Annotated in this window: 16 protein-coding genes and 2 pseudogenes; 3 read left to right on the top strand and 15 right to left on the bottom strand. The window is 64.4% G+C overall.

The genetic code is table 11. The annotated features are described in order from the left end of the window. The first annotated feature begins 84 nt into the window (after positions 1-84). Positions 85-2,190: a polyribonucleotide nucleotidyltransferase gene (gene pnp, locus ACZ899_RS15860; RefSeq protein ID WP_232856606.1), complete on the top strand. Its 2,106-nt coding sequence runs from the start codon at positions 85-87 to the stop codon at positions 2,188-2,190. 259 nt (positions 2,191-2,449) lie between these two features. After that, positions 2,450-2,800: a BON domain-containing protein gene (locus tag ACZ899_RS15855; RefSeq protein ID WP_050706982.1), complete on the top strand. Its 351-nt coding sequence runs from the start codon at positions 2,450-2,452 to the stop codon at positions 2,798-2,800. A gap of 205 nt (positions 2,801-3,005) precedes the next feature. On the opposite strand, the gene ACZ899_RS15850 is transcribed toward ACZ899_RS15855, so the two are convergent. Then, entirely contained in the window at positions 3,006-3,308 is a 303-nt protein-coding gene (locus tag ACZ899_RS15850; RefSeq protein ID WP_203648085.1) for a heme-binding protein, read from the bottom strand. 60 nt (positions 3,309-3,368) lie between these two features. Here ACZ899_RS15850 and ACZ899_RS15845 point away from each other — a divergent pair, with 60 nt between their 5' ends. Then, positions 3,369-3,782 (top strand): VOC family protein, encoded by a 414-nt coding sequence (locus ACZ899_RS15845; RefSeq protein ID WP_010955354.1) that lies wholly within the window; start codon positions 3,369-3,371, stop codon positions 3,780-3,782. Between the two features lie 69 nt (positions 3,783-3,851). Here ACZ899_RS15845 and ACZ899_RS15840 read toward each other — a convergent pair whose 3' ends face one another. The 14 genes and pseudogenes from ACZ899_RS15840 to ACZ899_RS15775 all read right to left on the bottom strand — a co-directional run bounded on the left by ACZ899_RS15840 (position 3,852) and on the right by ACZ899_RS15775 (position 22,899). Next, the gene (locus ACZ899_RS15840) at positions 3,852-6,788 is read right to left on the bottom strand and encodes a DUF748 domain-containing protein (RefSeq protein WP_234560867.1); all 2,937 of its coding nucleotides are present in this window, start codon (positions 6,786-6,788) and stop codon (positions 3,852-3,854) included. Between the two features lie 79 nt (positions 6,789-6,867). Next, on the bottom strand, positions 6,868-7,737 hold the full coding sequence (locus ACZ899_RS15835) for an oxygenase MpaB family protein (RefSeq protein ID WP_232856609.1): 870 nt from the start codon (positions 7,735-7,737) through the stop codon (positions 6,868-6,870). Positions 7,738-7,768: 31 nt separating this feature from the next. Continuing rightward, complete coding sequence (locus tag ACZ899_RS15830; protein WP_203648082.1) at positions 7,769-8,122, bottom strand: antibiotic biosynthesis monooxygenase family protein; 354 nt, start codon at positions 8,120-8,122, stop codon at positions 7,769-7,771. A 34-nt stretch (positions 8,123-8,156) separates the two neighbouring features. Continuing rightward, on the bottom strand, positions 8,157-9,140 hold the full coding sequence (locus tag ACZ899_RS15825; protein ID WP_234560866.1) for a zinc-dependent alcohol dehydrogenase family protein: 984 nt from the start codon (positions 9,138-9,140) through the stop codon (positions 8,157-8,159). 169 nt (positions 9,141-9,309) lie between these two features. Then, complete coding sequence (locus tag ACZ899_RS15820) at positions 9,310-9,612, bottom strand: ArsR/SmtB family transcription factor (protein WP_203648080.1); 303 nt, start codon at positions 9,610-9,612, stop codon at positions 9,310-9,312. Between the two features lie 76 nt (positions 9,613-9,688). Next, positions 9,689-11,624, bottom strand: a pseudogene (gene acs, locus ACZ899_RS15815) (acetate--CoA ligase). 218 nt (positions 11,625-11,842) lie between these two features. Further along, positions 11,843-13,508: pseudogene (gene pgi, locus ACZ899_RS15810) on the bottom strand (glucose-6-phosphate isomerase). Between the two features lie 264 nt (positions 13,509-13,772). Beyond that, a complete protein-coding gene (gene panC / locus ACZ899_RS15805; RefSeq protein WP_232856612.1) occupies positions 13,773-14,636 on the bottom strand; it encodes a pantoate--beta-alanine ligase in 864 nt (287 codons plus the stop codon). Then, a complete protein-coding gene (gene panB / locus ACZ899_RS15800) occupies positions 14,633-15,433 on the bottom strand; it encodes a 3-methyl-2-oxobutanoate hydroxymethyltransferase (protein ID WP_110735118.1) in 801 nt (266 codons plus the stop codon). The genes panC and panB overlap by 4 nt, the downstream gene beginning before the upstream one ends. 250 nt (positions 15,434-15,683) lie before the next feature. Further along, positions 15,684-16,163 (bottom strand): 2-amino-4-hydroxy-6-hydroxymethyldihydropteridine diphosphokinase, encoded by a 480-nt coding sequence (folK, locus tag ACZ899_RS15795; protein ID WP_232856613.1) that lies wholly within the window; start codon positions 16,161-16,163, stop codon positions 15,684-15,686. A 2-nt stretch (positions 16,164-16,165) separates the two neighbouring features. Beyond that, on the bottom strand, positions 16,166-17,554 hold the full coding sequence (locus ACZ899_RS15790) for a polynucleotide adenylyltransferase PcnB (RefSeq protein WP_234560863.1): 1,389 nt from the start codon (positions 17,552-17,554) through the stop codon (positions 16,166-16,168). A 762-nt stretch (positions 17,555-18,316) separates the two neighbouring features. After that, positions 18,317-19,759, bottom strand: a complete 1,443-nt coding sequence (locus tag ACZ899_RS15785) for a sigma-54-dependent transcriptional regulator (RefSeq protein WP_234560862.1) — start codon at positions 19,757-19,759, stop codon at positions 18,317-18,319. A gap of 4 nt (positions 19,760-19,763) precedes the next feature. Next, the gene (locus ACZ899_RS15780) at positions 19,764-22,739 is read right to left on the bottom strand and encodes a sensor histidine kinase (protein WP_234560861.1); all 2,976 of its coding nucleotides are present in this window, start codon (positions 22,737-22,739) and stop codon (positions 19,764-19,766) included. After that, a complete protein-coding gene (locus ACZ899_RS15775; protein ID WP_003250005.1) occupies positions 22,723-22,899 on the bottom strand; it encodes a hypothetical protein in 177 nt (58 codons plus the stop codon). The genes ACZ899_RS15780 and ACZ899_RS15775 overlap by 17 nt, the downstream gene beginning before the upstream one ends. Positions 22,900-22,905: the final 6 nt, after the last annotated feature.

Here is a 22,905-nt window from a genome sequence, read left to right as displayed (position 1 = left end):
CGGTCAATGGGGCCGATTCCCCGTTCTGCCCAAGAATTCGCAAGAACCAGTTCCCCCAAGAGCCACTGAAGAAGGTAGGAAACCGTGAACCCGGTAATCAAGAAATTCCAGTTCGGTCAATCGACCGTAACCCTCGAAACGGGCCGCATCGCCCGTCAGGCCACCGGCGCCGTGCTGGTCACCGTCGACAACGATGTCACCGTGCTGGTGACCGTGGTTGGCGCCAAGCAGGCTGATCCGGGCAAGGGCTTCTTCCCGCTGTCCGTGCACTACCAGGAAAAGACCTACGCCGCCGGCAAGATCCCAGGCGGTTTCTTCAAGCGTGAAGGCCGTCCTTCCGAGAAGGAAACCCTGACCTCGCGCCTGATCGACCGTCCGATCCGCCCGCTGTTCCCTGAAGGCTTCATGAACGAAGTCCAGGTCGTCTGCACCGTGGTTTCCACCAGCAAGAAGACCGATCCGGACATCGCCGCGATGATCGGTACCTCGGCTGCCCTGGCTATCTCCGGCATTCCGTTCGAAGGCCCGATCGGCGCCGCCCGCGTGGCCTTCCATGAAAGCACCGGCTACCTGCTGAACCCGACCTACGAGCAACTGGCTGCCTCGAGCCTGGACATGGTCGTTGCCGGTACCTCCGATGCGGTACTGATGGTTGAGTCGGAAGCCAAAGAGCTGACCGAAGACCAGATGCTGGGTGCCGTACTGTTCGCCCACGACGAATTCCAGGCTGTCATCCAGGCTGTCAAAGAGCTGGCTGCCGAAGCGGCCAAGCCGACCTGGGACTGGAAACCTGCTGCGGCCAACACCGAGCTGTTCAACGCCATCCGTGCCGAGTTCGGCGAAGCCGTTTCCCAGGGCTACACCATCACCGTCAAGGCTGACCGTTACGCCCGCCTGGGCGAGCTGCGCGATCAGGCGATCGCCAAGTTCTCCGGTGAAGAAGGCCAGCCTTCGGCTGGTGAAGTCAAAGACATCTTCGGCGAAATCGAATACCGCACCGTTCGCGAAAACATCGTCAACGGCAAGCCGCGTATCGACGGTCGCGACACCAAGACCGTGCGTCCGCTGAACATCGAAGTCGGCGTTCTGCCGAAAACCCACGGTTCGGCGCTGTTCACCCGCGGCGAAACCCAGGCCCTGGTCGTCGCGACCCTGGGTACTGCCCGTGACGCCCAGCTGCTGGACACCCTCGAAGGCGAGAAGAAAGACCCCTTCATGCTGCACTACAACTTCCCGCCGTTCTCGGTGGGCGAGTGTGGCCGCATGGGCGGTGCCGGCCGTCGCGAAATCGGCCACGGCCGTCTGGCCCGTCGTTCGGTCCAGGCCATGCTGCCGGCCGCCGACGTGTTCCCGTACACCATCCGCGTGGTGTCGGAAATCACCGAGTCCAACGGTTCCAGCTCCATGGCTTCGGTCTGCGGCGCCTCGCTGGCCCTGATGGATGCCGGCGTGCCGATGAAAGCCCCGGTTGCCGGTATCGCCATGGGTCTGGTCAAGGAAGGCGAGAAGTTTGCCGTCCTGACCGACATCCTCGGTGACGAAGACCACCTGGGCGACATGGACTTCAAGGTAGCCGGTACCGCCAAGGGCGTCACCGCGCTGCAGATGGACATCAAGATCAACGGCATCACCGAAGAGATCATGGAGATCGCCCTGGGCCAGGCCCTGGAAGCGCGCCTGAACATCCTCGGCCAGATGAACCAGATCATCGGCGAGTCGCGTACCGAGCTGTCGGCCAACGCCCCGACCATGATCGCGATGAAGATCGACACCGACAAGATCCGTGACGTCATCGGCAAGGGTGGCGCCACCATCCGCGCCATCTGCGAAGAGACCAAGGCTTCGATCGATATCGAAGACGACGGCTCGATCAAGATCTTCGGCGAGACCAAGGAAGCCGCGGACGCTGCCAAGCAGCGCATCCTGGGCATCACCGCCGAGGCCGAGATCGGCAAGATCTACGTCGGCAAGGTCGAGCGCATCGTCGACTTCGGCGCCTTCGTCAACATCCTGCCGGGCAAGGACGGCCTGGTGCACATCTCCATGCTGAGCGATGCTCGCGTCGAGAAGGTCACCGACGTGCTGAAGGAAGGCCAGGAAGTCGAAGTGCTGGTACTGGACGTGGACAACCGCGGCCGTATCAAACTGTCGATCAAGGACGTTGCCGCTGCCAAGGCATCGGGCGTCTAAGCCTCACCAGGCTGACAGGAAGGACCCTTCGGGGTCCTTTTTTTATGCCTGTGGCTTTGTCTTGTGGACTTGCATCTTGCATGCAGGATTTTGCCCGGGCTTGCAAATTGCACGATCATCGATGTCGACCAAAATTAATAAGTTGTTGATTTATAAGAATTAATATTTATGAGGAAAGCTGGCACACGCCCTGCAACATCACTTCTACCTGACGCCAGGAACCACGGCGCAGACCTTTCGAAAAACAGGAGTGACCCACATGAAGAAGTTCGCCATTGCTGCCGCTACTGCCACCGCTCTGACCCTGACCATGGCTAACGCGGCGTTCGCTGCCCAGTCCACCCAGGCCCCGATGACGCTGGCGGCCGGTGAGGTGACCAAAGCCAAGGAAGCTACTTCCGACACCTGGATCACCACCAAGGTGAAGGCTGACCTGATGACCGAGAAAGGCGTGCCAGGCAGTGACATCAAGGTCGAAACCAACAAAGGCGTAGTGTCCCTGTCCTCGGACGTGGCCATTACCGACGCGCAGAAGGATATGGCAGTCGCCATCGCCAAGAAGATCAAGGGCGTGCAGGCCGTCTCGGCTGATGGCCTGAAGTCCGAGTAAGGAATGTCCCGTCGGCCAAAAGGATTTGGCCACCCCTTCAAGCAAAAGCCCCGGCATCTGCCGGGGCTTTTGCTTGCGCTTCCCTGTAGGAGCGGCCTTGTGCCGCGAAAGGGGCGCGTAGCGGCCCCAGGTTCTGAGCCACCATCGAATTGCCGGGGCTGCTGTGCAGCCCTTTCGCGGCACAAGGCCGCTCCTACACAAGGCGTTATAGCGCCGGATTACGTGCGATCACATCGCTCTCGAAGCACACCTGTTCCACGATCAAAGGCTCCACCAAAGGCCTGCTGTCCCGGAAATGCGCCGTCTGGGTATGGGCCTCATATGCAGCGTCGTCCTGGTAGATCTCGTACAGGTAGATCACATCCGGACTCTCCCGATCCTGGGCCACATCGAACACCAGGCAGCCCGGCTCGGTGGCCACCGAAGCGGCGGCATTGGCCTTGATCGCCGTCAGGAAAGCTTCGGCAGTACCGGGTTTCACACGTGTCTTGATAAACAGGCAGTACACAGGAAGCTCCTTTTGTTTTAAATTCTGTTTTGAATTGTATACAAAAAAGGAGCCTTGCTCATGTCCGAACTACCTGCCCGCCCAGGTCGCCTGAATGGCCTGCGTCATATTGCCTTGCTGGTCCCCAACCTGGAGGAATGCGAGCGCTTCTACGTGGATGTGCTGGGCATGGAGGTGCTGAACCGCGCCAACGAAGACCTGGTCTACCTCACCTGCGGTAACGATAACCTGTCGCTGGGACGTGGCGCCGGAGCGGCCAACGGGCTGCAGACCCTGGATCACTATGGATTCATCGTCGACAGCGTGGAGGAACTCGAAGCCTGGTATCAGTACTTCAAGGCCCACGGCGTGACGCTGCTGGATCGCCCCTTCAATCATGGCGATGGTGCCCGCAGCTTCCATTTGCTGGACCCTGCGGGGAACAAGGTGCAGCCGTTGTATCACCCGGCGGTGTCGGGGCAGCGGCTGGTCTGATGGGATTGATCGCCTGTGCTGCCCTCATCGCCGGCAAGCCGGCGATGAGGGCGTCGCGGTCGTGAAGGGTTACTCGGCATCCAGATGCATCGGTGTCACCACTCGGCCATCGCTCTCTGCCTGGCCGAGATTGGTGTCGATAAAGTACACCCGGTCATCTTCCAGCTGGCCCTTGTCCACCAGGTAGTCCTTGATGCTGCTGGCGCGTTCCTGGCCGAGGGTGCGCAGCAATGCGGTGCTTTCCGCCCAGGACTTGATTACCGCCTCGCGCAGCTTGGCGCTGCGTTCGTCACGGCCCAGCTTCTCCCACTCGGCCGGTGGCTGCTGCTTGAGACGGGTACGGTAGATGCCTTCGAGCATCGCCGGCTTGTCGCTGTCATCGACCACCAGCAACGAGGCGTTGGCCGGTACCTTGTCGCCGCGGCGCTGGAGGATCTTGTACCTGGTGGCCTGGTACTCGCGCTCCAGGCGCTGCTGGGCGATCAGCGGGCCGTCACTGCTCTGGGCGGCGGTGCCCTCGATCTCCAGGCGCAGCTCAGGGCGCTCTTTCAGGGCCGAAGCGAGCTTGTCCAGGGACGCCTGCACTTCAGGGGTAAGGTCGCTGGAGCCCGCCGCGAAAGAAACGTTGCCCAAATCTTCCGAACCGCCGCCGGCGACCAGCCCGCCGAGCAGCTTGAACGGCGCCTGGGCCGCGCGCAGCACCAGGTTGCGCAGGGTCTGCCAGACGATCGGCATCACGCTGAACTGCGGGTTGTTGAGGTCGCCCGATACCGGCAACTCGATGGAGATCCTGCCTTCGGTGTCCTTGAGCAGGGCGACGGCCAGGCGGATCGGCAGGTCCACGGCGTCCGGGCTGTCGACCTTCTCGCCCAGTTGCAGCTGTTCGATCACCACCTTGTTCTCGGCCTTGAGCTGGCCGTTGGTGATCAGGTAGTGCAGGTCGAGGTTCAGCCGGCCCTTGCGGATGCGCATGCCCGCGAACTTGCCGGAGTAGGGGGTGAGCGTGGTCAGCTCGACACGCTTGAAGCTGGTGGCGATGTCCAGGCTGGCCAGCGGGTTGAACGGGTTGAGCGCACCTTTGATGGTGACCGGTGCGTAGCGGTCCACCTTGCCCTTGATATCCACCTTGGCCGGCAACGGCTTGCGGTTGTCGATGGTACCGATCTGGCCGTTGAGCTGCTGTACGGCAGTGGCGAAGTTGGGGGTCAGGGTCAGGTCCGCGAAGTTGGCCGAACCATCGTTGATACTGATCTGGCCGATACGGATGCCCAGTTCCTTGCCGCCGCTGGACGCGGCCGGCTTGCTCGGCGCCGCGGCTGGCTTGTCCGCGGGTTGCGGGATCAGCAGGTCGTCGACGTTGGTGGTGCGGTCTTCGTTGATGATGAAGCGCGCATAGGGTTGCAGCAGGGTAACCTTGTCGATCGACAGGGCATCGCCGTGCACATAGGACAGGCCGTCGACGTTGACCTGCTGCCATTTGACGAAATCGCGGTTCTTGATGGTGTCCAGGGTGTGCAGCTGGTTGGCCTGGGCCTTGCCGGTGATGCTGAAGGCCAGTGGCTCGGTGCTCTTGAGGTCGACCTTGAGGTCGCTGGAGAGCATGCCGCTGCGCAGTTCCAGGCGGATGAACGGGCTGATGTAGGCCTGGGCCACCCGCAGGTCGATGTCGCGGGTGGCGACGTCGAGTTTCGCGCTGACTGGCGCCAGGTTGACCTGACCCGCGGCCTGCAACTTGCCTTGCTTGCCCACGCCGGTGTCGAGCTTGAGGGTGAAGGGTGACTGGTTGAGGCTGTCGAAGTTCTGCAGGTCGAGGTTGAGTGGGCCGACATCCAGGGCCACGGGCTCTTTCTGGCTACGGTCAGCCAGGTGAATGAGGTAGTTGCGCGCCTGCACGTCCTTGAGCAGCACCTGCCAGGGTTTGCTCGGCTCCTTGGCGGCCTGTTGTTCCGGAGTCGGTTCGGCGGCTGCGGGTTCTGCCTTTTCCTTGGGCGTGGGCTTGGCCGGCTGGCTGGCGAACAGCTTCTGCCAATCGAGCTGGCCGTCCTTCTCCAGGGCCGCCCAGGTCTCCAGCTTCTCACTGCGGATCTTGCCGACGGTGACCAGCTGTTTGGCCAGGTCGATGGAGGTCTCGCTCACCTCCAGGCTGGCCAGGCGGGCCAGCGGGCGCCCGTCCGGGGCCTGGATGGCGAAGGGCGCGACCCGCACCGAGGTGTTGTCGAGCAGCAGCTCGGTTTCCTTGGCGAGGTTGAGCTTGTAGTGGGTGTCGAGGCTGACCATGCCGTCTTCCAGCACCAGCGGCACGGCGTCGCGCACATAAGGCCAGAACAGCTTCATCTTGCCGTCGGTGACCTTGAGGGTGCCTTCGGAGGCGATCGGCGACAGGCTCAGGGTGCCGCTCCAGTCGATGCGCCCACCAGCCGGGCCGTTGGCCACCAGGGTCATGTCGGCGTTGTCGTCGGGCAGGGTACTGAGGTTCTTCAGCTCCAGGTTCATCGAGTCGTAAAGGAACTCGATTGGCTCGCTCGGGCGCAGGTCCTGGAAATGCAGGTAGCCTTCGCTGAGCTTGATGCTGGCGATGCGCAGCGGGAATGGGTCGCTTGGCGGCTCCTCCGGCTTGGGCTCGCTGGGCGGGATCTTGAACAACTGGGCCAGGTTGAGGCTGCCGTCCTTGGCGAACAGCAGCTCGGTGCGCGGCTTGTCCAGCTCCACGGCGTCCAGGCGCAGGGCCTTGGTCCACAGGCTGTCGAGGGACAGGTTGGCATACAGGCGCTCGAAGCCGACCTGCTCCTTGCCGGGCTCGCCAATCTGCAGGCCCCAGAGGGTCAGTTCAAGGCTGAACGGGTTGAGCTCGATGCGCTGCAGGTGCGCCGGCACCGTGGCGTATTGCGCCAGTTGCTGGTTGGCGATGCGCAGGGCGACACCGGGGAGAATGAAAAAGCCGAGCAGGCCGTACAGGGCCACGAGGGCCAGCAGTGCGCCGATAGCGCGGGTCAATCCTTTGGGCATGTGTCGCATCGTCTGTATCAGGCTGGAGTGCTTGGAGTATGGCACGTTAAATCGGTTCCGATGAACGGAGCAAAATACCTCATTCGATGCCCATGCGCCGCCGTGCGCGGTGCGCCGAACCGTCGCGCATGGCCCAGCGCAGCACCGGGGCGGTGTTGTTAAGGCCCAGGCGGATCATGCGCCGCTCGAACGCGCCCTGGTGCAGGCCGAGCATTTCGCTGGCCCATTCGGGCAGCAGGTCGATGCCGGCGTTGAGCATCAGCTTGCCCACCGGCTCGGCCATCCGGCTGGGCGCCGGGGCCTTGAGCAGGATGTCCATCACCTCCAGGCTGCGCGCGTCGCACTGCAGTTGCGGGCGCATGCGCCGCAGGTACTCGTCGACCTCGGCGCAGGAGCGTGGCACGTCACGTGCGCCGAGGCGCTCGGCGATCAGCGCGATCTCGTCGTAGTAGGCGTCCTGCTCGGCGCGTGGCAGGCGAGGATTGCGATAACGCAGGTGGGCGGCGAGGAAGCTGCTGACTTCGGCCACATGCACCCAGGTCAGCAGGTCGGGGTCGCTCGCCGCATAGGGACGGCCATCGGGCGCGGTGCCGGTCACCTTGAGGTGGATGGTGCGAACCTTGTCGATCAGCCACTCGGCGTCGCGGGTCGAGCCGAAGGTGGTGCCGGAGATGAACTGGCTGGTACGGCGCAGGCGTCCGAGCAGATCCTGGCGGAAATTCGAATGGTCCCACACCCCGGCCAGTGCCAGCGGGTGCAGCAGTTGCAGCATCAACGCGCTGATCCCGCCCACCAACATGCTGGGGAAGTCGCCATGTACCTGCCAGCTGATGCTCTTTGGGCCGAACAGGCCGGGATCACCCTTGGGCGATTCCAGGTCGAGCTGGCCGAGGGCCAGCCCGGTGAGGCTCATGACCTGGGTTTCGATGCGACGACGTAGGACTTCCATGGCGACCTGTGCTGGCCGCCATGGCGGCCGTCTATGAATTGAGGCGTATGTCCATTGGCCGGGCGTCTCCCGGGCCGGCGGGGGCGTGCGTCTCGAGCGCGCCTCCGTGGATATGATAAACCGTGGGCTCCTCGGAAAAATACGGTGTGAGGTGGGCCATGAAGACCTGGTGGTCTTCGCTGGTCTCGAAGCCAGGCGTGTGATCCTCGAGGGATTGCCACTGTACGATCAGGTTGAAGTGATGGGGTGTTTCGATCCCTTGCGCGAGCAGGTGGCTGAGGTACCCTTTGGCCCGACTGAGCAGAGGGGCGACTTCGGCGAAGGCGTGCCTGAAACTGTCGATGCGCGCCTGCTGGATGGGAAGAATGGCGATTTCGTAGATCATGGCGGTCCTCATGATTGGGTTGGGCGAGGGGGCGTCAAGCGTTGCTGGGTTCGGCCGCAGGCACGACCGCAATGGCGATCTTTCCTTGCAGGCCATTGTTGGGGCTTTGCAGCCGGGCATGGGCGAGCGCAACGTCGGCCAGGGGATAGATGGCGCCCACATGTGGCCGCAGTTGTCCGCGCTCGACCAGCGCGCTCAGCTCATCGAGCTTGCCGCGCTGCTGCCGGGTGAAGACGAAGTGATAGCTCGCGTTCTTGCCCCATGCCTGAATGAGGTTCTGTGGTTGCGCGATGTCCACGATCGACACCACGCGCCCCAACTGGGCCAGGGCGTCCGGGCTGCGAGACAGGGTATCGCCGCCAATGGTGTCGAATACCACGTCGACGCCATGGCCTGCGGTTTCCTTGAGGATGACATCGACATAGTCCTGGCGCTCGTAGTCGATGATCACATCGGCGCCCATGCGTCGCGCGAATTCGGCATTCGCTTCGCGTACCGTGGTGAAGACCCTGGCGCCCATGGCCTTGGCCAGCTGGATCGCCACATGGCCGACGCCGCCTGCACCGCCATGCACCAGGATGCTCTCGCCCACCCTGAGCGCCGCGCGGAGCACCAGCGCCTCCCAGGCCGTGCCGCCGACCAGGCTCAGGCTTGCCGCCTCGAGATGGCTCAGCGACGGCGGCTTCCGGCCGACGATGCCTTCGGCGGCGACGTGGTATTCGGCATAGCTGCCGGCGCCCTCGAAGATCTGCGGGGTGTACCACACCTCGTCACCGGGGCTGAACGCCGTCACCCCAGGCCCGACGGCCTCGACGACGCCGGAGACGTCGTGCCCGGTGATGGCCGGCAGCGGCACCAGGTCGGGATAGTCGCCGCGACGCACCTGGTAGTCCAGCGGATTGACGGAGGTGGCATGCACCCTGACCAGTACCTGCCCGGCCTTTGGCACCGGCTTGGCGATGTCACGATAGACGAATGCATCCGGGCCGCCGAAGGCATCCAGTATCAACGCTTTCATGGTGTTTCCTCGCTTCGATAAAAAGGGATATCGAGAAATATCGATATATAAAGTGAGATCAAGCTGCCTTTCTATTTCTGGGCGCCTGGCAGGCACCTCGGGGATTGCTCCTTGATTTCGTTAAAACGGGATATCGAGAAATATCGATATAGTGAGGTAAAAGCAAACCCTACAGGTCGCTCCCGATCAGCTCGGCGAGCGCGCTGATGGCCGCTTCGTTGCGCTTGTAGTAGGTCCACTGGCCAATGCGGCGGACCTCGACCAGGCCTGCACGCTGCAGGGTGGCCAGGTAGTCGGACACCGTTGACTGCGACAGCCCCACGCCTTCCTGGATACTGCTCACACAGACACCCACGGTGTGAACGTCACCTTCGTCCTGTGGAGGAAAGTGATTCACCGGGTCTTTCAAGCCTTTGAGGATCTCGAGGCGTGTGCGGTTCGAGAGTGCCTTGAATACGTCGAGCAGTTCCATGACGCGATAATATCGGTATTTACCGATATGTCAATTCACCGCAGGACGGCCGGCAGCGGCCGCCCTGCGAAGCGGCCTATTGGTTCAGGCGTTTGTCGATCAGGCCCTGGACCACGCTTGGGTCGGCGAGGGTGGAGGTGTCGCCCAGGTTGTCCAGTTCATTACAGGCGATCTTGCGCAGGATGCGCCGCATGATCTTGCCCGAGCGGGTCTTGGGCAGGGCAGGGGCCCACTGGATCAGCTCGGGTTTGGCGAAGCTGCCGATCTCCTTGCTGACCAGGGCCAGCAGTTCGGCCTTGAGCGCGTCGTCCGGCGCCACGCCGTTCATGGGAGTGACGAAGGCATACACACCCTGGCCCTTGAGCTCGTGGGGATAACCCACCACGGCGGCCTCGGCGACGCTGTCGTGCAGCACCAGGGCGCTCTCCACCTCGGCGGTGCCGATACGGTGGCCGGAAAACATTGATCACATCGTCGATGCGCCCGGTGATCCAGTAGTCGCCATCGGCATCGCGGCGGGCGCCGTCGCCGGTGAAGTAGTAGCCGGGCATCGGCTTGAAGTAGGTGTCGACCATGCGCTGGTGATCGCCGTAGACGCTGCGGATCTGCCCGGGCCAGCTGGCCTTGATCGCCAGCAGCCCGGCGCCGGGGCCTTCGATCAGCTTGCCTTTGTCGTCCAGCAGTACCGGTTGCACGCCGAACATCGGCTGGGTGGCGCAGCCCGGCTTGAGCCGTGGCGTGCCGGGGAGGGGGGTGAGCATGATGCCGCCGGTCTCGGTCTGCCACCAGGTGTCGACGATGGGGCAGCGTTTCTGTCCGACCTCTTCGAAATACCATTCCCAGGCTTCCGGGTTGATCGGCTCGCCGACGCTGCCGAGCAGGCGCAGGCTATCGCGCCGGGTTGTCTGTAGCGGCCCGTCGCCTTCGCGCATCAACGCGCGCAGGGCGGTGGGCGCGGTGTAGAAGATGTTCACCCGGTGCTTGTCGACCACCTGCCAGAAGCGCGAAGTGTCGGGGTAGTTGGGCACGCCTTCGAACATCAGCGAGATCGCGCCGTTGGCCAGCGGGCCGTAGACGATATAGCTGTGGCCGGTGACCCAGCCGACGTCGGCGGTGCACCAGAACACCTCGCCGTCGCGGTAGTCGAACACGGTCTTGAAGGTCATGGTCGCCTGCAGCAGGTAGCCGGCGGTGGTGTGCAGCACGCCCTTGGGCTTGCCGGTGCTGCCCGAGGTGTAGAGGATGAACAGCGGATCCTCGGCGTTCATCGGCTCGGCCGGGCAGTCGTCAGCGGCCTTTTCCGTCACCTCGTGATACCAGAGGTCGCGGTCTTCGCTCCAAATCACATCGCTGCCGGTGCGCCTGACCACCAGCACGCTGCTGACGTTCGGGCAGTTTGCCAGCGCCTTGTCGACGTTGTGCTTGAGTGGGATGCGCTTGCCGCCCCGTACGCCTTCGTCAGCGGTGATCACGGTGCGGCAGTCGGCGTCGAGGATGCGGTCGCGCAGGGCGTCGGGGGAGAAGCCGCCGAACACCACCGAGTGGATGGCGCCGATGCGCGTGCAGGCGAGCATGGCGTAGGCGGCCTCGGGGATCATCGGCATATAGATGCACACCCGGTCGCCTTTGTTCACACCACGGGCTTTCAGGGCGTTGGCCAGGCGGCAGACCTGGCGGTGCAGTTCGCGGTAGCTGATGGCCTTGCTGTCCGCGGGATCGTCGCCTTCCCAGAGCAGGGCGGTTTGCTCGCCGCGCTGGGCCAGGTGGCGATCGATGCAGTTATGGCTGACGTTGAGCTGGGCGCCGTCGAACCAGCGGGCGCTGCCGGTGTTCAGGTCGCATTGCTGCACGCTTGACCAGGGCTTGATCCAGTCCAGGCGCTTGGCCTGTTCGGCCCAGAAGGCGTCGGGATCATCCACCGACTGGCGGTAGAGGCGGCGGTATTCGTCGTCGCTGAGGGTGGCGGACTGGCTCACGGCCAGGGCCTGGGGATAGTCGCGGATATCGAACATGGCGGGTGGTCCTGCTCTTGTTAGGGGCGAGGGACTGCAACGGCTATTCGATGGACAGTGTAGCTAGAGGTGATGTTCCTTGAGGATCATGGTGTCCGTGTAGGAGCGGCCTTGCGCCGCGAAAGGGCCGCGAAGCGGCCCCATGATGATTGCCGGGGCCGCTGTGCGGCCCTTTCGCGGCACAAGGCCGCTCCTACACAAAGAGCGGCTGTGTAGCGTCAGCCGCGGTGACGACCGCGGAAGTAGTTGATCAGGCCCTGGGTGGAGCCGTCCTCGGCGTTGTCCTCCTGGGCGCCCACCAGGCGCTGGTACACGCCCTTGCCCAGTTCCTTGCCCAGCTCCACGCCCCACTGGTCGAAGGCGTTGATGCCCCAGACCACGCTCTGCACGAACACCTTGTGCTCGTACATCGCCACCAGCGCACCGAGGCGGCGCGGGCTGATGCGCTCGACCACCAGGGTGTTGCTCGGGCGGTTGCCCGGGATCACCTTGTGCGGCGCCAGCTTGGCGATATCGGCCTCGTTCAGGCCCTTGGCGCGCAGTTCTGCCTCGGCTTCCTCGCGGGTCTTGCCGAGCATCAGCGCCTGGCTCTGCGACAGGCAGTTGGCGTACAGCCACTGATGGTGGTCCGCCACCGGGTTGAAGCTCACCACCGGCACGATGAAGTCGGCCGGGATCAGCTGGGTGCCCTGGTGCAGCAACTGGTGGTAGGCGTGCTGGCCGTTGCAGCCGACGCCGCCCCAGATCACCGGGCCAGTGTCGGTCTTCACCGGGCTGCCGTCCTGCAGCACGCTCTTGCCGTTGGACTCCATGTCCAGTTGCTGCAGGTGCTTGGTGATGTTGCGCAGGTAATGGTCGTACGGCAGGATCGCGTGGGCCTGGGCGCCCCAGAAGTTGCCGTACCACACGCCCAGCAGGGCCAGCAGCACCGGCATGTTCTTCTCGGAACGGCGCGGTCTGGAAGTGCTGGTCCATGGTGTAGGCGCCGGACAACAGTTCCTTGAAGTTGGCGGTACCGATGGCCAGGGCGATCGGCAGGCCGATGGCCGACCACAGCGAGTAGCGCCCGCCGACCCAGTCCCACATCGGGAAGATGTTCTCTTCGCGGATGCCGAAGGCCACGGCCGCGGCCTTGTTGCTGGATACGGCGATGAAGTGGCGGTACAGCTCGGCTTCCGAACCGCCCTGGGCCAGGTACCAGGTGCGCGCGGCCTGGGCGTTCTTCAGGGTTTCCAGGGTGTTGAACGACTTCGACGAGACGATGAACAGGGTGGTCTCGGCGCGCAGGTTGGCCGACAGCTCATGGAACTCGCTGCCGTCGATGTTCGCCAGGTAGTGGCAGCGCACGCCGCGCTGGGCGTAGGGCAGCAGCGCCTCGGAGACCAGCTCGGGGCCGAGGAACGAGCCGCCGATGCCGATGTTGACCACGTCGGTGATCGGTTTTTCGCTGTAGCCGCGCCACAGGCCGTCGTGGATGCGGCCGACCAGTTCGGTGATCTGGTTCAGCACCTTGTGCACTTCCGGCATCACGTTGACGCCGTTCACGCTGAGCTTGTCGCCGACCGGGCGGCGCAGGGCGGTGTGCAGCACCGGACGGCCTTCGGAGGCGTTGATGATCTCGCCGCTGAACATCGACTTGATGGCCGCTTCCAGGTCGACGTCCTTGGCCAGGTTCACCAGCAGGTCACGGGTCTGCTCGGTGATCAGGTTCTTCGAGTAGTCGAGGAACAGGCCGCAGCTGCTCAAGGAGAACTGCTCGAAGCGCTTGCCGTCGGCGGCGAAGGCTTCGCGCATGCTGAAGCCCTGCATGGCGTCGCGGTGTTGCTGAAGCGCCTGCCAGGCGGGCAGCGCCGTCACATCGTGGGGGGTACGGTAATACGCCATTGCGGGTGGTTTCCTTGGTGCATGGTCAGGCTTGGACAGCGGCATTCGTTGCCGGTTGCAAGCTGGACATTATAGGCATTGGTAGGAAACCGGGAATGGGTGAGGCAAGCGAGGAGGATGAAAATTGTCACGAGGGTGATCGTGAGAGCTGGCTTTGTGACAGCAGACTTCGTGAGGTTGAGCGTCGTGGGAGCGGGCTTGCCCCGCGATTGCGGTTGCCTGGGCAGGCGCTATCGCGGGGCAAGCCCGCTCCCACGGGTCATATCAGGCGCTCTGCTCTTCCAGGTGCAGGTAGATGTTGTCGATCAGCCGGGTGTTACCCAGGTACGCCGCGGCGATCACCACCAGGTCACGGTCGTCGATCAGCGCCGGACGCAGCGTCAGGGCGTGGCGCACTTCCAGGTAGTCCTTGCGCAGGCCTGCCGCTTCCAGTTGCGCCTGGCCCTCGGCGATCAGCGCCGCGAAGTCGCGTTGGCCACGGCGCAGGGCGTCGGCGATGCCGCTCAGGGTGCGATACAGCACCGGGGCGGTGGCTCGCTGCTCCGGCGTCAGGTAGCCATTGCGCGACGACAGCGCCAGGCCGTCCTCGGCGCGCACGGTCGGCTCGCCGATGATCTGGATCGGCATGTTCAGGTCGCGCACCATGGCGCGGATCACCGCCAGTTGCTGGAAGTCCTTTTCGCCGAACACGGCAAGGTCTGGCTGGACCATGTTGAACAGCTTGCTGACCACCGTCGCCACGCCTTCGAAGTGTCCGGGGCGGCTGGCGCCGCACAGGCCTTCGGACAGTTGCGGCACGCTCACCCGGGTCTGCACCGCCATGCCGTCGGGGTACATCTCCTCGACGGTGGGGGCGAACAGCAGGTGGCAGCCGGCCTGCAGCAGTGTTTCCTGGTCGGCGGCGAGGGTGCGGGGATACTTGTCCAGGTCCTCGCCCGCGCCGAACTGCAGCGGGTTGACGAAGATGCTGGCGACCACGAAGTCGGCGCGCTGGGCGGCCTTGGTCACCAGGGCGGCGTGGCCGCTGTGCAGGTTGCCCATGGTCGGCACGAAGGCGATGCGCTTGCCTTCGCCACGGGCGCGGGCCACGGCGGCACGCAGTTCACGGACGGTCTTGACGGTATTCATGCGCTGAACCCATGCTCGCTGCCAGGGAAGCTGACGTCCTTGACCGCACGGACATAGGCGGCCAGGGCACTCTGGATGTCCGGCTGGCCGGCCATGAAGTTCTTCACGAACTTCGGCACGCGGCCGCTGAGCGACAGTCCGAGCATGTCATGCAGGACCAGCACCTGGCCATCGGTGGCGCTGCCGGCGCCGATGCCGATCACCGGAATGCCCACCGCCTGGGTAATCTCCGCCGCCAGCTCGCTGGGCACGCACTCGAGCAGCAGCATGGCCGCGCCGGCCTGCTCCAGGGCGATGGCGTCGGCGCGCATCTGGCGGGCCTGGGCTTCCTGGCGGCCCTGGACCTTGTAGCCACCCAGCACGTTGACCGTCTGCGGGGTCAGTCCCATGTGCGCACACACCGGCACACCGCGCTCGGCCAGCAGGCGGATGGTCTCGCCCAGCCAGGCGGCGCCTTCGATCTTGAGCATGTGGGCGCCGGCGCGCATCAGTTCGGCGGCGTTGGCGAAGGCCTGTTCGGGGGTGGCGTGGGCCATGAACGGCAGGTCGGCGAGGATCAGCGCGCCATCGTTGCCGCGCTTGACGCAGGCGGTATGGTAGGCCATGTCGCGGTTGGTGACCGGCAGGGTGCTGTCATGGCCCTGCAGGACCATCCCCAGGGAGTCGCCCACCAGCAGGACTTCCACGCCGGCTTGGCTGGCGGCCTTGGCGAAGGTCGCGTCATAGCAGGTCAGCATGGTGATTTTTTCGCCCTTGGCCTTCAGGCCATGCAGGGTGGTCAGGGTTACTTCAGGCATGTAGGGGAATCCTCGTTCAGGCGCTGTGAACAACAACTGCGTACAACGCGTGTATTCATCTTCCGGAGCGGCACATCATCGTCTGTGATGTTCGGGCACAGGTCCGTCCGGGCCTAAATGGGTGATTGCGGCAGAGTGGCGCCGCGGGACGCCTATAGTCGTGAGCGAGGTGGGGGAAGTCAACCAGCCGTGTTACCGCATTGTTACGGTACCGGTGTTACTGGCGTTACCGCCGTCGGAAACGCCCGAATTACAGGCGTTCCAGGCCGACGAACGGACAGTCTTCGAGCAACTGCGCCAGGGCGCGGCCGTCGGCGAGGCGGAATTCGGCGGGCACCAGCTCGGCGAGCGGGTAGAGCACGAAGGGGCGTGCGTGCATGTGGTAGTGCGGCACCTGCAGGCGCGGCACGTCAATGACCCGGTCACCGAACAACAGCACGTCGAGGTCGAGGGTGCGTGGGCCCCAGCGCTCCTGGCGCACGCGGCCCTGGTCGTTCTCGATGGCTTGCAGCGCGTCGAGCAGGTCCAGCGGCGCCAAGGCCGTGTCGATGGCCGCCACTGCGTTGGTGTAGCGCGGCTGGCCGGGCAGCAGGGAGTCGCTGGTGTAGAGCGCCGAGGCCGCCGCCAGGCGGGTATCGGCGATCAGGTCCAGCGCCTGCAGGGCGCTGCGCAGCTGCTCGGCGGGTTCATCCAGGTTGCTGCCCAGGCCGATGAACGCACGGGTGTTCATGCTCAGTCCCAGGCCTGCTCGTCATCACGCTTGCGTTTGCCGCCGCTGCGCTTGCGCTTGCGTGGGCCGGCAGTGGCGCCGTCGTCACGGCTGCCGAGCTCGCGGATCATGTCGCGGCGCTGGCTGTCGTTGGCGTCCTGGTAGTCGGTCCACCACTCGCCCAGGCCGTCGGTTTCCTCGCCGGCGCTTTCACGCAGCAGGAGGAAGTCGTAGCCGGCGCGGAAGCGCGGGTTGTCCAGCAGCATGTCGGCGCGTTTGCCACTGCGTCGTGGCAGGCGCTCCTGCATGTCCCAGATCTCGCGGATCGGCAGGGTGAATCGCTTGGGGATGGCAATGCGTGCGCATTGTTCGGCGATCAGGTCGTGGGCCGCGCCGTTCATGGCAGGGATCGGCGGCACGCCTTGGCTCTGCAGGTACAGCACGCGGCCCGGCAGGGCCGGCCAGAGCAGGGCGGCGAAGAGGAATGCCGGGGTCACCGGTTTGCCCTGCTTGACGCGCAGGTCGGTGTTGCTCAGGGCCTGGCTGATCAGGGTGTGGGTGTAGGTCGGGCGTTCTTCCAGGGCCTGGCTGCTGGCCGGGAACAGCGGCTCGAACAGTTGCAGGTCGACCAGCATCTCGAAGGTGATCGCGCCTTGGCCGTTGAGGAACAGCTTGAGGCACTCCTCGAACAGGCGTGCCGGCGGAATGTCACGCAGCATGGGCGCCAGTTCGCGGATCGGTTGCACAGTGTGCTTCTCGATGCCGAAGTCCAGCTTGGCGGCGAAGCGCACGGCGCGCAGCATGCGTACCGGGTCTTCCTGGTAGCGGTGCGTCGGGTCGCCGATCAGGCGCAGCAGGCGGTTACGGATGTCGTGGACACCGTTGGCGTAGTCGAGGATGCGCTCGCTGACCGGGTCGTAGTACAGGGCGTTAATGGTGAAGTCGCGGCGTTGCGCGTCTTCTTCCAGGGTGCCGTACACGTTGTCGCGCAGGATGCGGCCGCTGGCATTGTGCGACGAGCGGTGGCTATCGGACTGGTCTTCATCCGAGTGCGGGGCACGGAAGGTCGCGACCTCGATGATGTCACGGCCGAAATGCACGTGCACCAGCTTGAAACGCCGGCCGATGATGCGGGCGTTGCGGAACTCCGCGCGGATCTGCTCGGGGGTGGCGCTGGTAGCGACGTCGAAGTCCTTGGGCGTGATGCCCAGCAGCAGGTCGCGCACGCAGCCACCGACCAGGTAGGCCTGGTAACCGGCTGCCTGCAGACGCTCGACGATGCCCACGGCATGGCGGCTGAACTGGCTGCGCTGCAGCGAGTGCTGGCTCTTGTTGATCACTTCAGGCGTGGTGCGCCTGTGGTGCTGGCCACGGACGGGCGGGCGGAACGACTGGAACAGCTTCTTCAGCATGGGATGCACTGTTTGAAGGAATGATCGGCCAAGGATAGGAGAATGGCCGCATGATGGGCGGGGATTCTAGCATTTACTGGGGGAATGGTGTAGGCGGTGTGGCAAGGGCGATGCGAAAGGGAGAAACGACATGGGGAGCCGAAGCTCCCCATCAAAGTCGTTGCGTGCTCTTATTGTTTTTTTGCCGGGCTTCTTGTTTTTGTTGAATGCCCTGTCCACAAATCTCGAAGCTTGTGGACGACCCCCAAACCGGGGGTGAAGAGCAAACGGATTGCTTTGGTCGCCGAGTTGATGCTGATCTGTCGATCCAATCAGTTCAGGTGCTGCTTTTTAGTGCAGTTTTTGTTGTTCTCTGCCTGATCGTGGGGCAAGCCCCAAACACAACGCCTCTCCAAAAGAATCAGTTAGCTGCGCCTCCGCCGTCTTGTTCTTATTGTGCGTGAGCCGTTTCGTCTTGTTCTTATTCTGAGTTGCAGTGCTTGTTATTGTTCTTGTACCAGACATATAGCAGGTGCCGTGCCAACTTTTGAAAACCCAATGAAATCGGGGGTTTCAGCGGTTCAGACAGGTTTTTGGGCGGGGCAAATGTAGAAATTTCGTTACCTTACGCCTCGGGGGATGTTACGGCTGACAGGGTGGGTAACAGATTTTTGCGGGAACTGATGTGTTACCGCACAAACGCATCGCGGAGCTAGCCCGCTCCCACGGACCAGGCAAGGCTGGCGTGGGAGCGGGCTGGCCCCGCGATCAGATTACATAGAATCAATTGTCGCTGGTGGCGTTGCTCTTGCGTCGCGGGATACCCAGGCGCTGGCGGCGTTCCCACAGGCATTTGCGGCTGACGCCCAGCTTGCGCGCCAGCTCGGTCTCGGTCATGTGGTCCTGGTGCTCGAGGACGAAATGCTGGAAGTAGTCCTCCAACGACAGGTCCTCGGTTGGCTCGTGGCTGGCGTTGTTGGCGCTGGCCAGGCTTGGCAGGCTGTCCAGCACGTCATCGTCTTCCAGGTCGCTCAGCTCGATATCGATGCCCAGCAGGTCGGCGGAAATTTCCGCGCTCTCGCTGAGAATCACTGCGCGCTCCACGGCGTTTTCCAGTTCGCGCACGTTGCCCGGCCAGCTGTAGTGACGGATGGCCTGCTCGGCCTCGTGGGAGAAGTGCAGGTCGTCGCGGCCGATGCGTGCGCTCTGGCGGGCAAGGAAGGCATTGGCGATCTCGTTGACGTCGCTGCCGCGCTCGCGCAGGGCTGGCAGTTTCAGGGCGATCACGTGCAGGCGGTAGTACAGGTCTTCACGGAACTGCCCGGCCTTGGCCAGGTTCTTCAGGTCGCGGTGGGTCGCGGCGATCAGGCGCACATCGACCTTCTGCGACTGCACCGAACCGACCCGGCGGATCTCGCCTTCCTGCAGTACGCGCAGCAGGCGGGCCTGGGCTTCCAGGGGCAGTTCGCCGATCTCGTCGAGGAACAGCGTGCCGCCGTCGGCGGCCTCGACCAGGCCCGCGCGCCCGGCGCTGGCGCCGGTGAACGCTCCCTTCTCGTGGCCGAACAGTTCCGACTCGATCAGGGTTTCGGGGATCGCCGCGCAGTTCACCGAGATCATCGGTGCCTTGGCCCGGCGCGAGAGGTTGTGCAGGGCTCGGGCGACCAGCTCCTTGCCGGTGCCCGACTCGCCCTGGATCAGCACATTGGAGTCGGTCGGGGCGACCTTGCGAATCTTGACGTACATGTCCTGCATGGGCGGGCAGGAGCCGATGATGCCAATCTCGCCGTTGGCGGCCGCGCTACCTGCCTTGTCGCTGGCGGCCTTGCCGTTACCGGCGCGTGGCTCGGCGGCAGGCGCGGTGGCTGGAGCGTTCTGCCGGTCGCGCAGGATGCGGGCCACGGCCTGGAGCATCTCGTCGTGGTCGAAGGGCTTGGCGATGTAGTCCACCGCGCCCATCTTCATCGAGTCCACCGCCGAGCGCAGGCTGGCGTAGCTGGTCATGATCAGCACCGGGGTGCCCTGGCCGAGCTTGATCAGCTCGGTGCCCGGGGCGCCCGGCAGGCGCAGGTCGCTGACGATCAGGTCGAAGGTGGCAATGCTGAAGCGTTCCTGGGCTTCCTGCACCGAGCCGGCTTCGCTGACCTGGTACTGGTTCCGTTCGAGCAGGCGACGCAGGGCCGAACGGATGATGGTTTCGTCTTCGACGATCAGAATATGCGGCATTGATTCAATTCTCTCGACGGTCTCGAATTTCAGGGGACGTCGCTACGACATGCCGGGGCAGGGTCACGCGGATCCGGGTACCACGTTGGCGCTCGATGTCAGCCGGGCTGTCGATGGTGATTTGCCCATAATGCTCTTCCACGATGGAATAGACCAGAGCGAGCCCCAGTCCGGTTCCTTCGCCCGGGTCCTTGGTGGTGAAGAAGGGTTCGAAGAGGCGGTCCATGATGCTTTTCGGGATGCCGCTGCCTTCGTCCTCGACGATCAGGTCGACGGTGTGTTCGTTCACTTCACTGCGCACGCGCACGGCGCTGCCGGGCGGGGAGGCGTCGCGGGCGTTGGAAAGCAGGTTGATCAGCACCTGGGCCAGGCGCTGCGGGTCGCCCTCGACCCAGTGTTGCGGGTCGCAGAGGTTGAAGAACTGTACTTCGAAATTGCGCCGGTTCAACGCCAGCAGACCAATGGCGTCCTGCGCGACTTCGGCCAGGCACACCGGCTCCTCGCTGTTCTGCTGGCTGCCACCGGCATGGGCGAAGCTCATCAGCGACTGGACGATGCGCGACACGCGCTTGGTCTGCTCGAGGATCTGGCTGGACAGCTCGATGATCTCGCCGTCGTCCTCGCGTTCCTCGCGCAGGTTCTGCGCAAGGCAAGCGATGCCGGTGATCGGGTTGCCGATCTCGTGGGCCACGCCCGCCGCCAGGCGACCGATGCTGGCCAGGCGTTCGGAGTGCACCAGCTTGTCTTCCAGCGCCTGGGTCTCGGTGAGGTCCTCGACCAGCAGCACCAGGCCGCTGTTGCCCGGTGCCAGTGGCTCGTCGATGGCCGCCTTGTGCAGGTTGAGCCAGCGCGGCTGGCCATCGAGGGCCAGGCGCTGCTTGTGCAGGTGCTCGTCGGGCACGTTGATGAAGCCTTGCAGCAGGCCGCGCCAGGGCTCGCCGATGGTCACCAGACGCGAGCCGACCACGTGCTTGGCGGCGATCCCGGTGAGCTCCTCCATGGCCTTGTTCCACATCAGGATCTCCTGGTCCTTGGCCAGCGAGCACACGCCCATGGGCAGTTCCTGCAGGGTCTGGCGGTGGTAGCGACGCAGGGCGTCGAGCTCGGCGGCAAGGCCGGTCAGGCGTGAGTGGTAATCCTCGAGTCGGCTCTCGATGAAGTGGATGTCCTCGGTGACGTAGTTCTCGTTGCCGGACTTGTAGGGCAGGAAGGTCTCGACCATGTCCTGGGCCACGCTCGGGCCCATCAGGCCGGAGAGGTTGGCCTCGATGCGGTCGCGCAGGCGGCGCAGGGCGTAGGGGCGGCGCTCGTCGAAGGGCAGGTAGAGGTCGCGCAGGGCTTGTTCCACCTCTTTCTGCGCGGCCTTGGCGCCCAGCGGCTTGGCCAGCTGGGTGGCGAACTCCTGGGGCGAGGCGGCGTGCAGCTCGCGGCGTTGCGGGCGACGCACGTTGTCCACCGCGCAGGCCTCGGCGGCGCTGACCTCCTCGCTGCTGGCGTTGGTGAACAGCGAGATCAGGGTGAACAGCAGGACGTTGGCCGCCAGCGAGGCGATGGCCGCCATGTGCCAGCTGGTATCGTCCAGCACGTAGATCATGTCCAGCAGCGGGATGTAGAAGCCCTGCAGGTTGCCCAGCAGCGGCAGCAGCATGGTCACCATCCACACCAGCATGCCGGCCAGCAGCCCGGCGATGAAGCCGCGGCGGTTGGCGGTCGGCCAGTACAGCACCGAGAGCACGCCGGGCAGGAACTGCAGGGTGGCGACGAAGGCGACGATGCCCAGGTTGGCCAGGCTCTGGTGAGTATTCTGGGTCAGGTAGAAGACGAAGCCGGCGGTGATGATGGCGACGATCAGCGCCCGGCGGGTCCATTTCAGCCAGCGGTAGATGTTGCCTTCGGCCGGCGGCTGGTACAGCGGCAGCACCAGGTGGTTCAGGGCCATGCCTGACAGCGCCAGGGTGGTGACGATGATCAGCCCGCTGGCGGCCGACAGCCCGCCGACATAGGCCAGCAGCGCCAGCGCTTCGTTGTTGGCGGCGATGCCCAGGCCCAGGGTGAAGTACTCGGGGTTGGTGCTGGCGCCCAGGCGCAGGCCGGCCCACAGCACCAGCGGCACGGCCAGGCTCATCAGCAGCAGGAACAGCGGCAGGCCCCAGCTGGCGCTCACCAGCGAGCGCGGGCTCAGGTTCTCGGTGAAGGCCATGTGGTACATGTGCGGCATGACGATCGCCGAGGCGAAGAACACCAGCAGCAGGGTGCGCCACGGCCCCTCCTGCAGTGGGGTGTGCAGGGCGGCGAGGGCGGTCTGGTTCTGCAGCAGCCAGACTTCCAGGCCGTGCGGCCCACCGAACACGCCGTACAGCGCGTAGAGGCCGACGCCGCCGAGGGCCAGTAGCTTGATCACCGATTCGAAGGCGATGGCGAACACCAGGCCTTCATGCTTCTCGCGGGTGGCGATATGGCGCGAGCCGAAGAAGATGGTGAACAGCACGATCAGCACGCAGAAGGCGAACGCCACCCGCGCCTTGACCGGTTCGCCGGTGAGGATGCTGATCGAGTCGGCCACCGCCTGGATCTGCAGGGCCAGCAGCGGCAGCACGCCAATCAGCATGAAGATGGTGGTCAGCGCGCCGGCCCAGGTGCTGCGAAAGCGAAACGCCAGCAGGTCGGCCAGCGACGACAGCTGGTAGGTGCGGGTGATCTTGAGGATCGGGTAGAGCAACACCGGTGCCAGCAGGAAGGCCCCGGACACCCCCAGGTAACAGGCGAGGAAGCCGTAGCCGTATTGGTAGGCCAGGCCGACCGAGCCATAGAAGGCCCAGGCACTGGCGTAGACGCCCAGCGACAGGGTGTAGGTCAGGGGGTGGCGGATGACCGCGCGCGGGATCAGCCCGCGTTCGCTGATCCAGGCCACGCCGAACAGCACCAGCAGGTAGGCGGCGCTGATCAGGATCATCTGGGTCAGGCTAAAGCTCATCGGCATCTCGTTGGCTCTGCAGGATGAAGGTGACGACGATCAGGATCAGCCAGAGCAGGTAGGGGCGGTACCAGGCTCCGGTCGGCTCGATCCACCAGTCCATGATGGCCGGGGAGAACAGGTAGATCCCCACGACCAGAAGCAGGACCAAACGATAGATGTACATGCTGGC

The organism is Pseudomonas sp. TE31087 (genome assembly GCF_057284075.1).
This window is presented reverse-complemented; position numbering and strand designations above follow the sequence as displayed.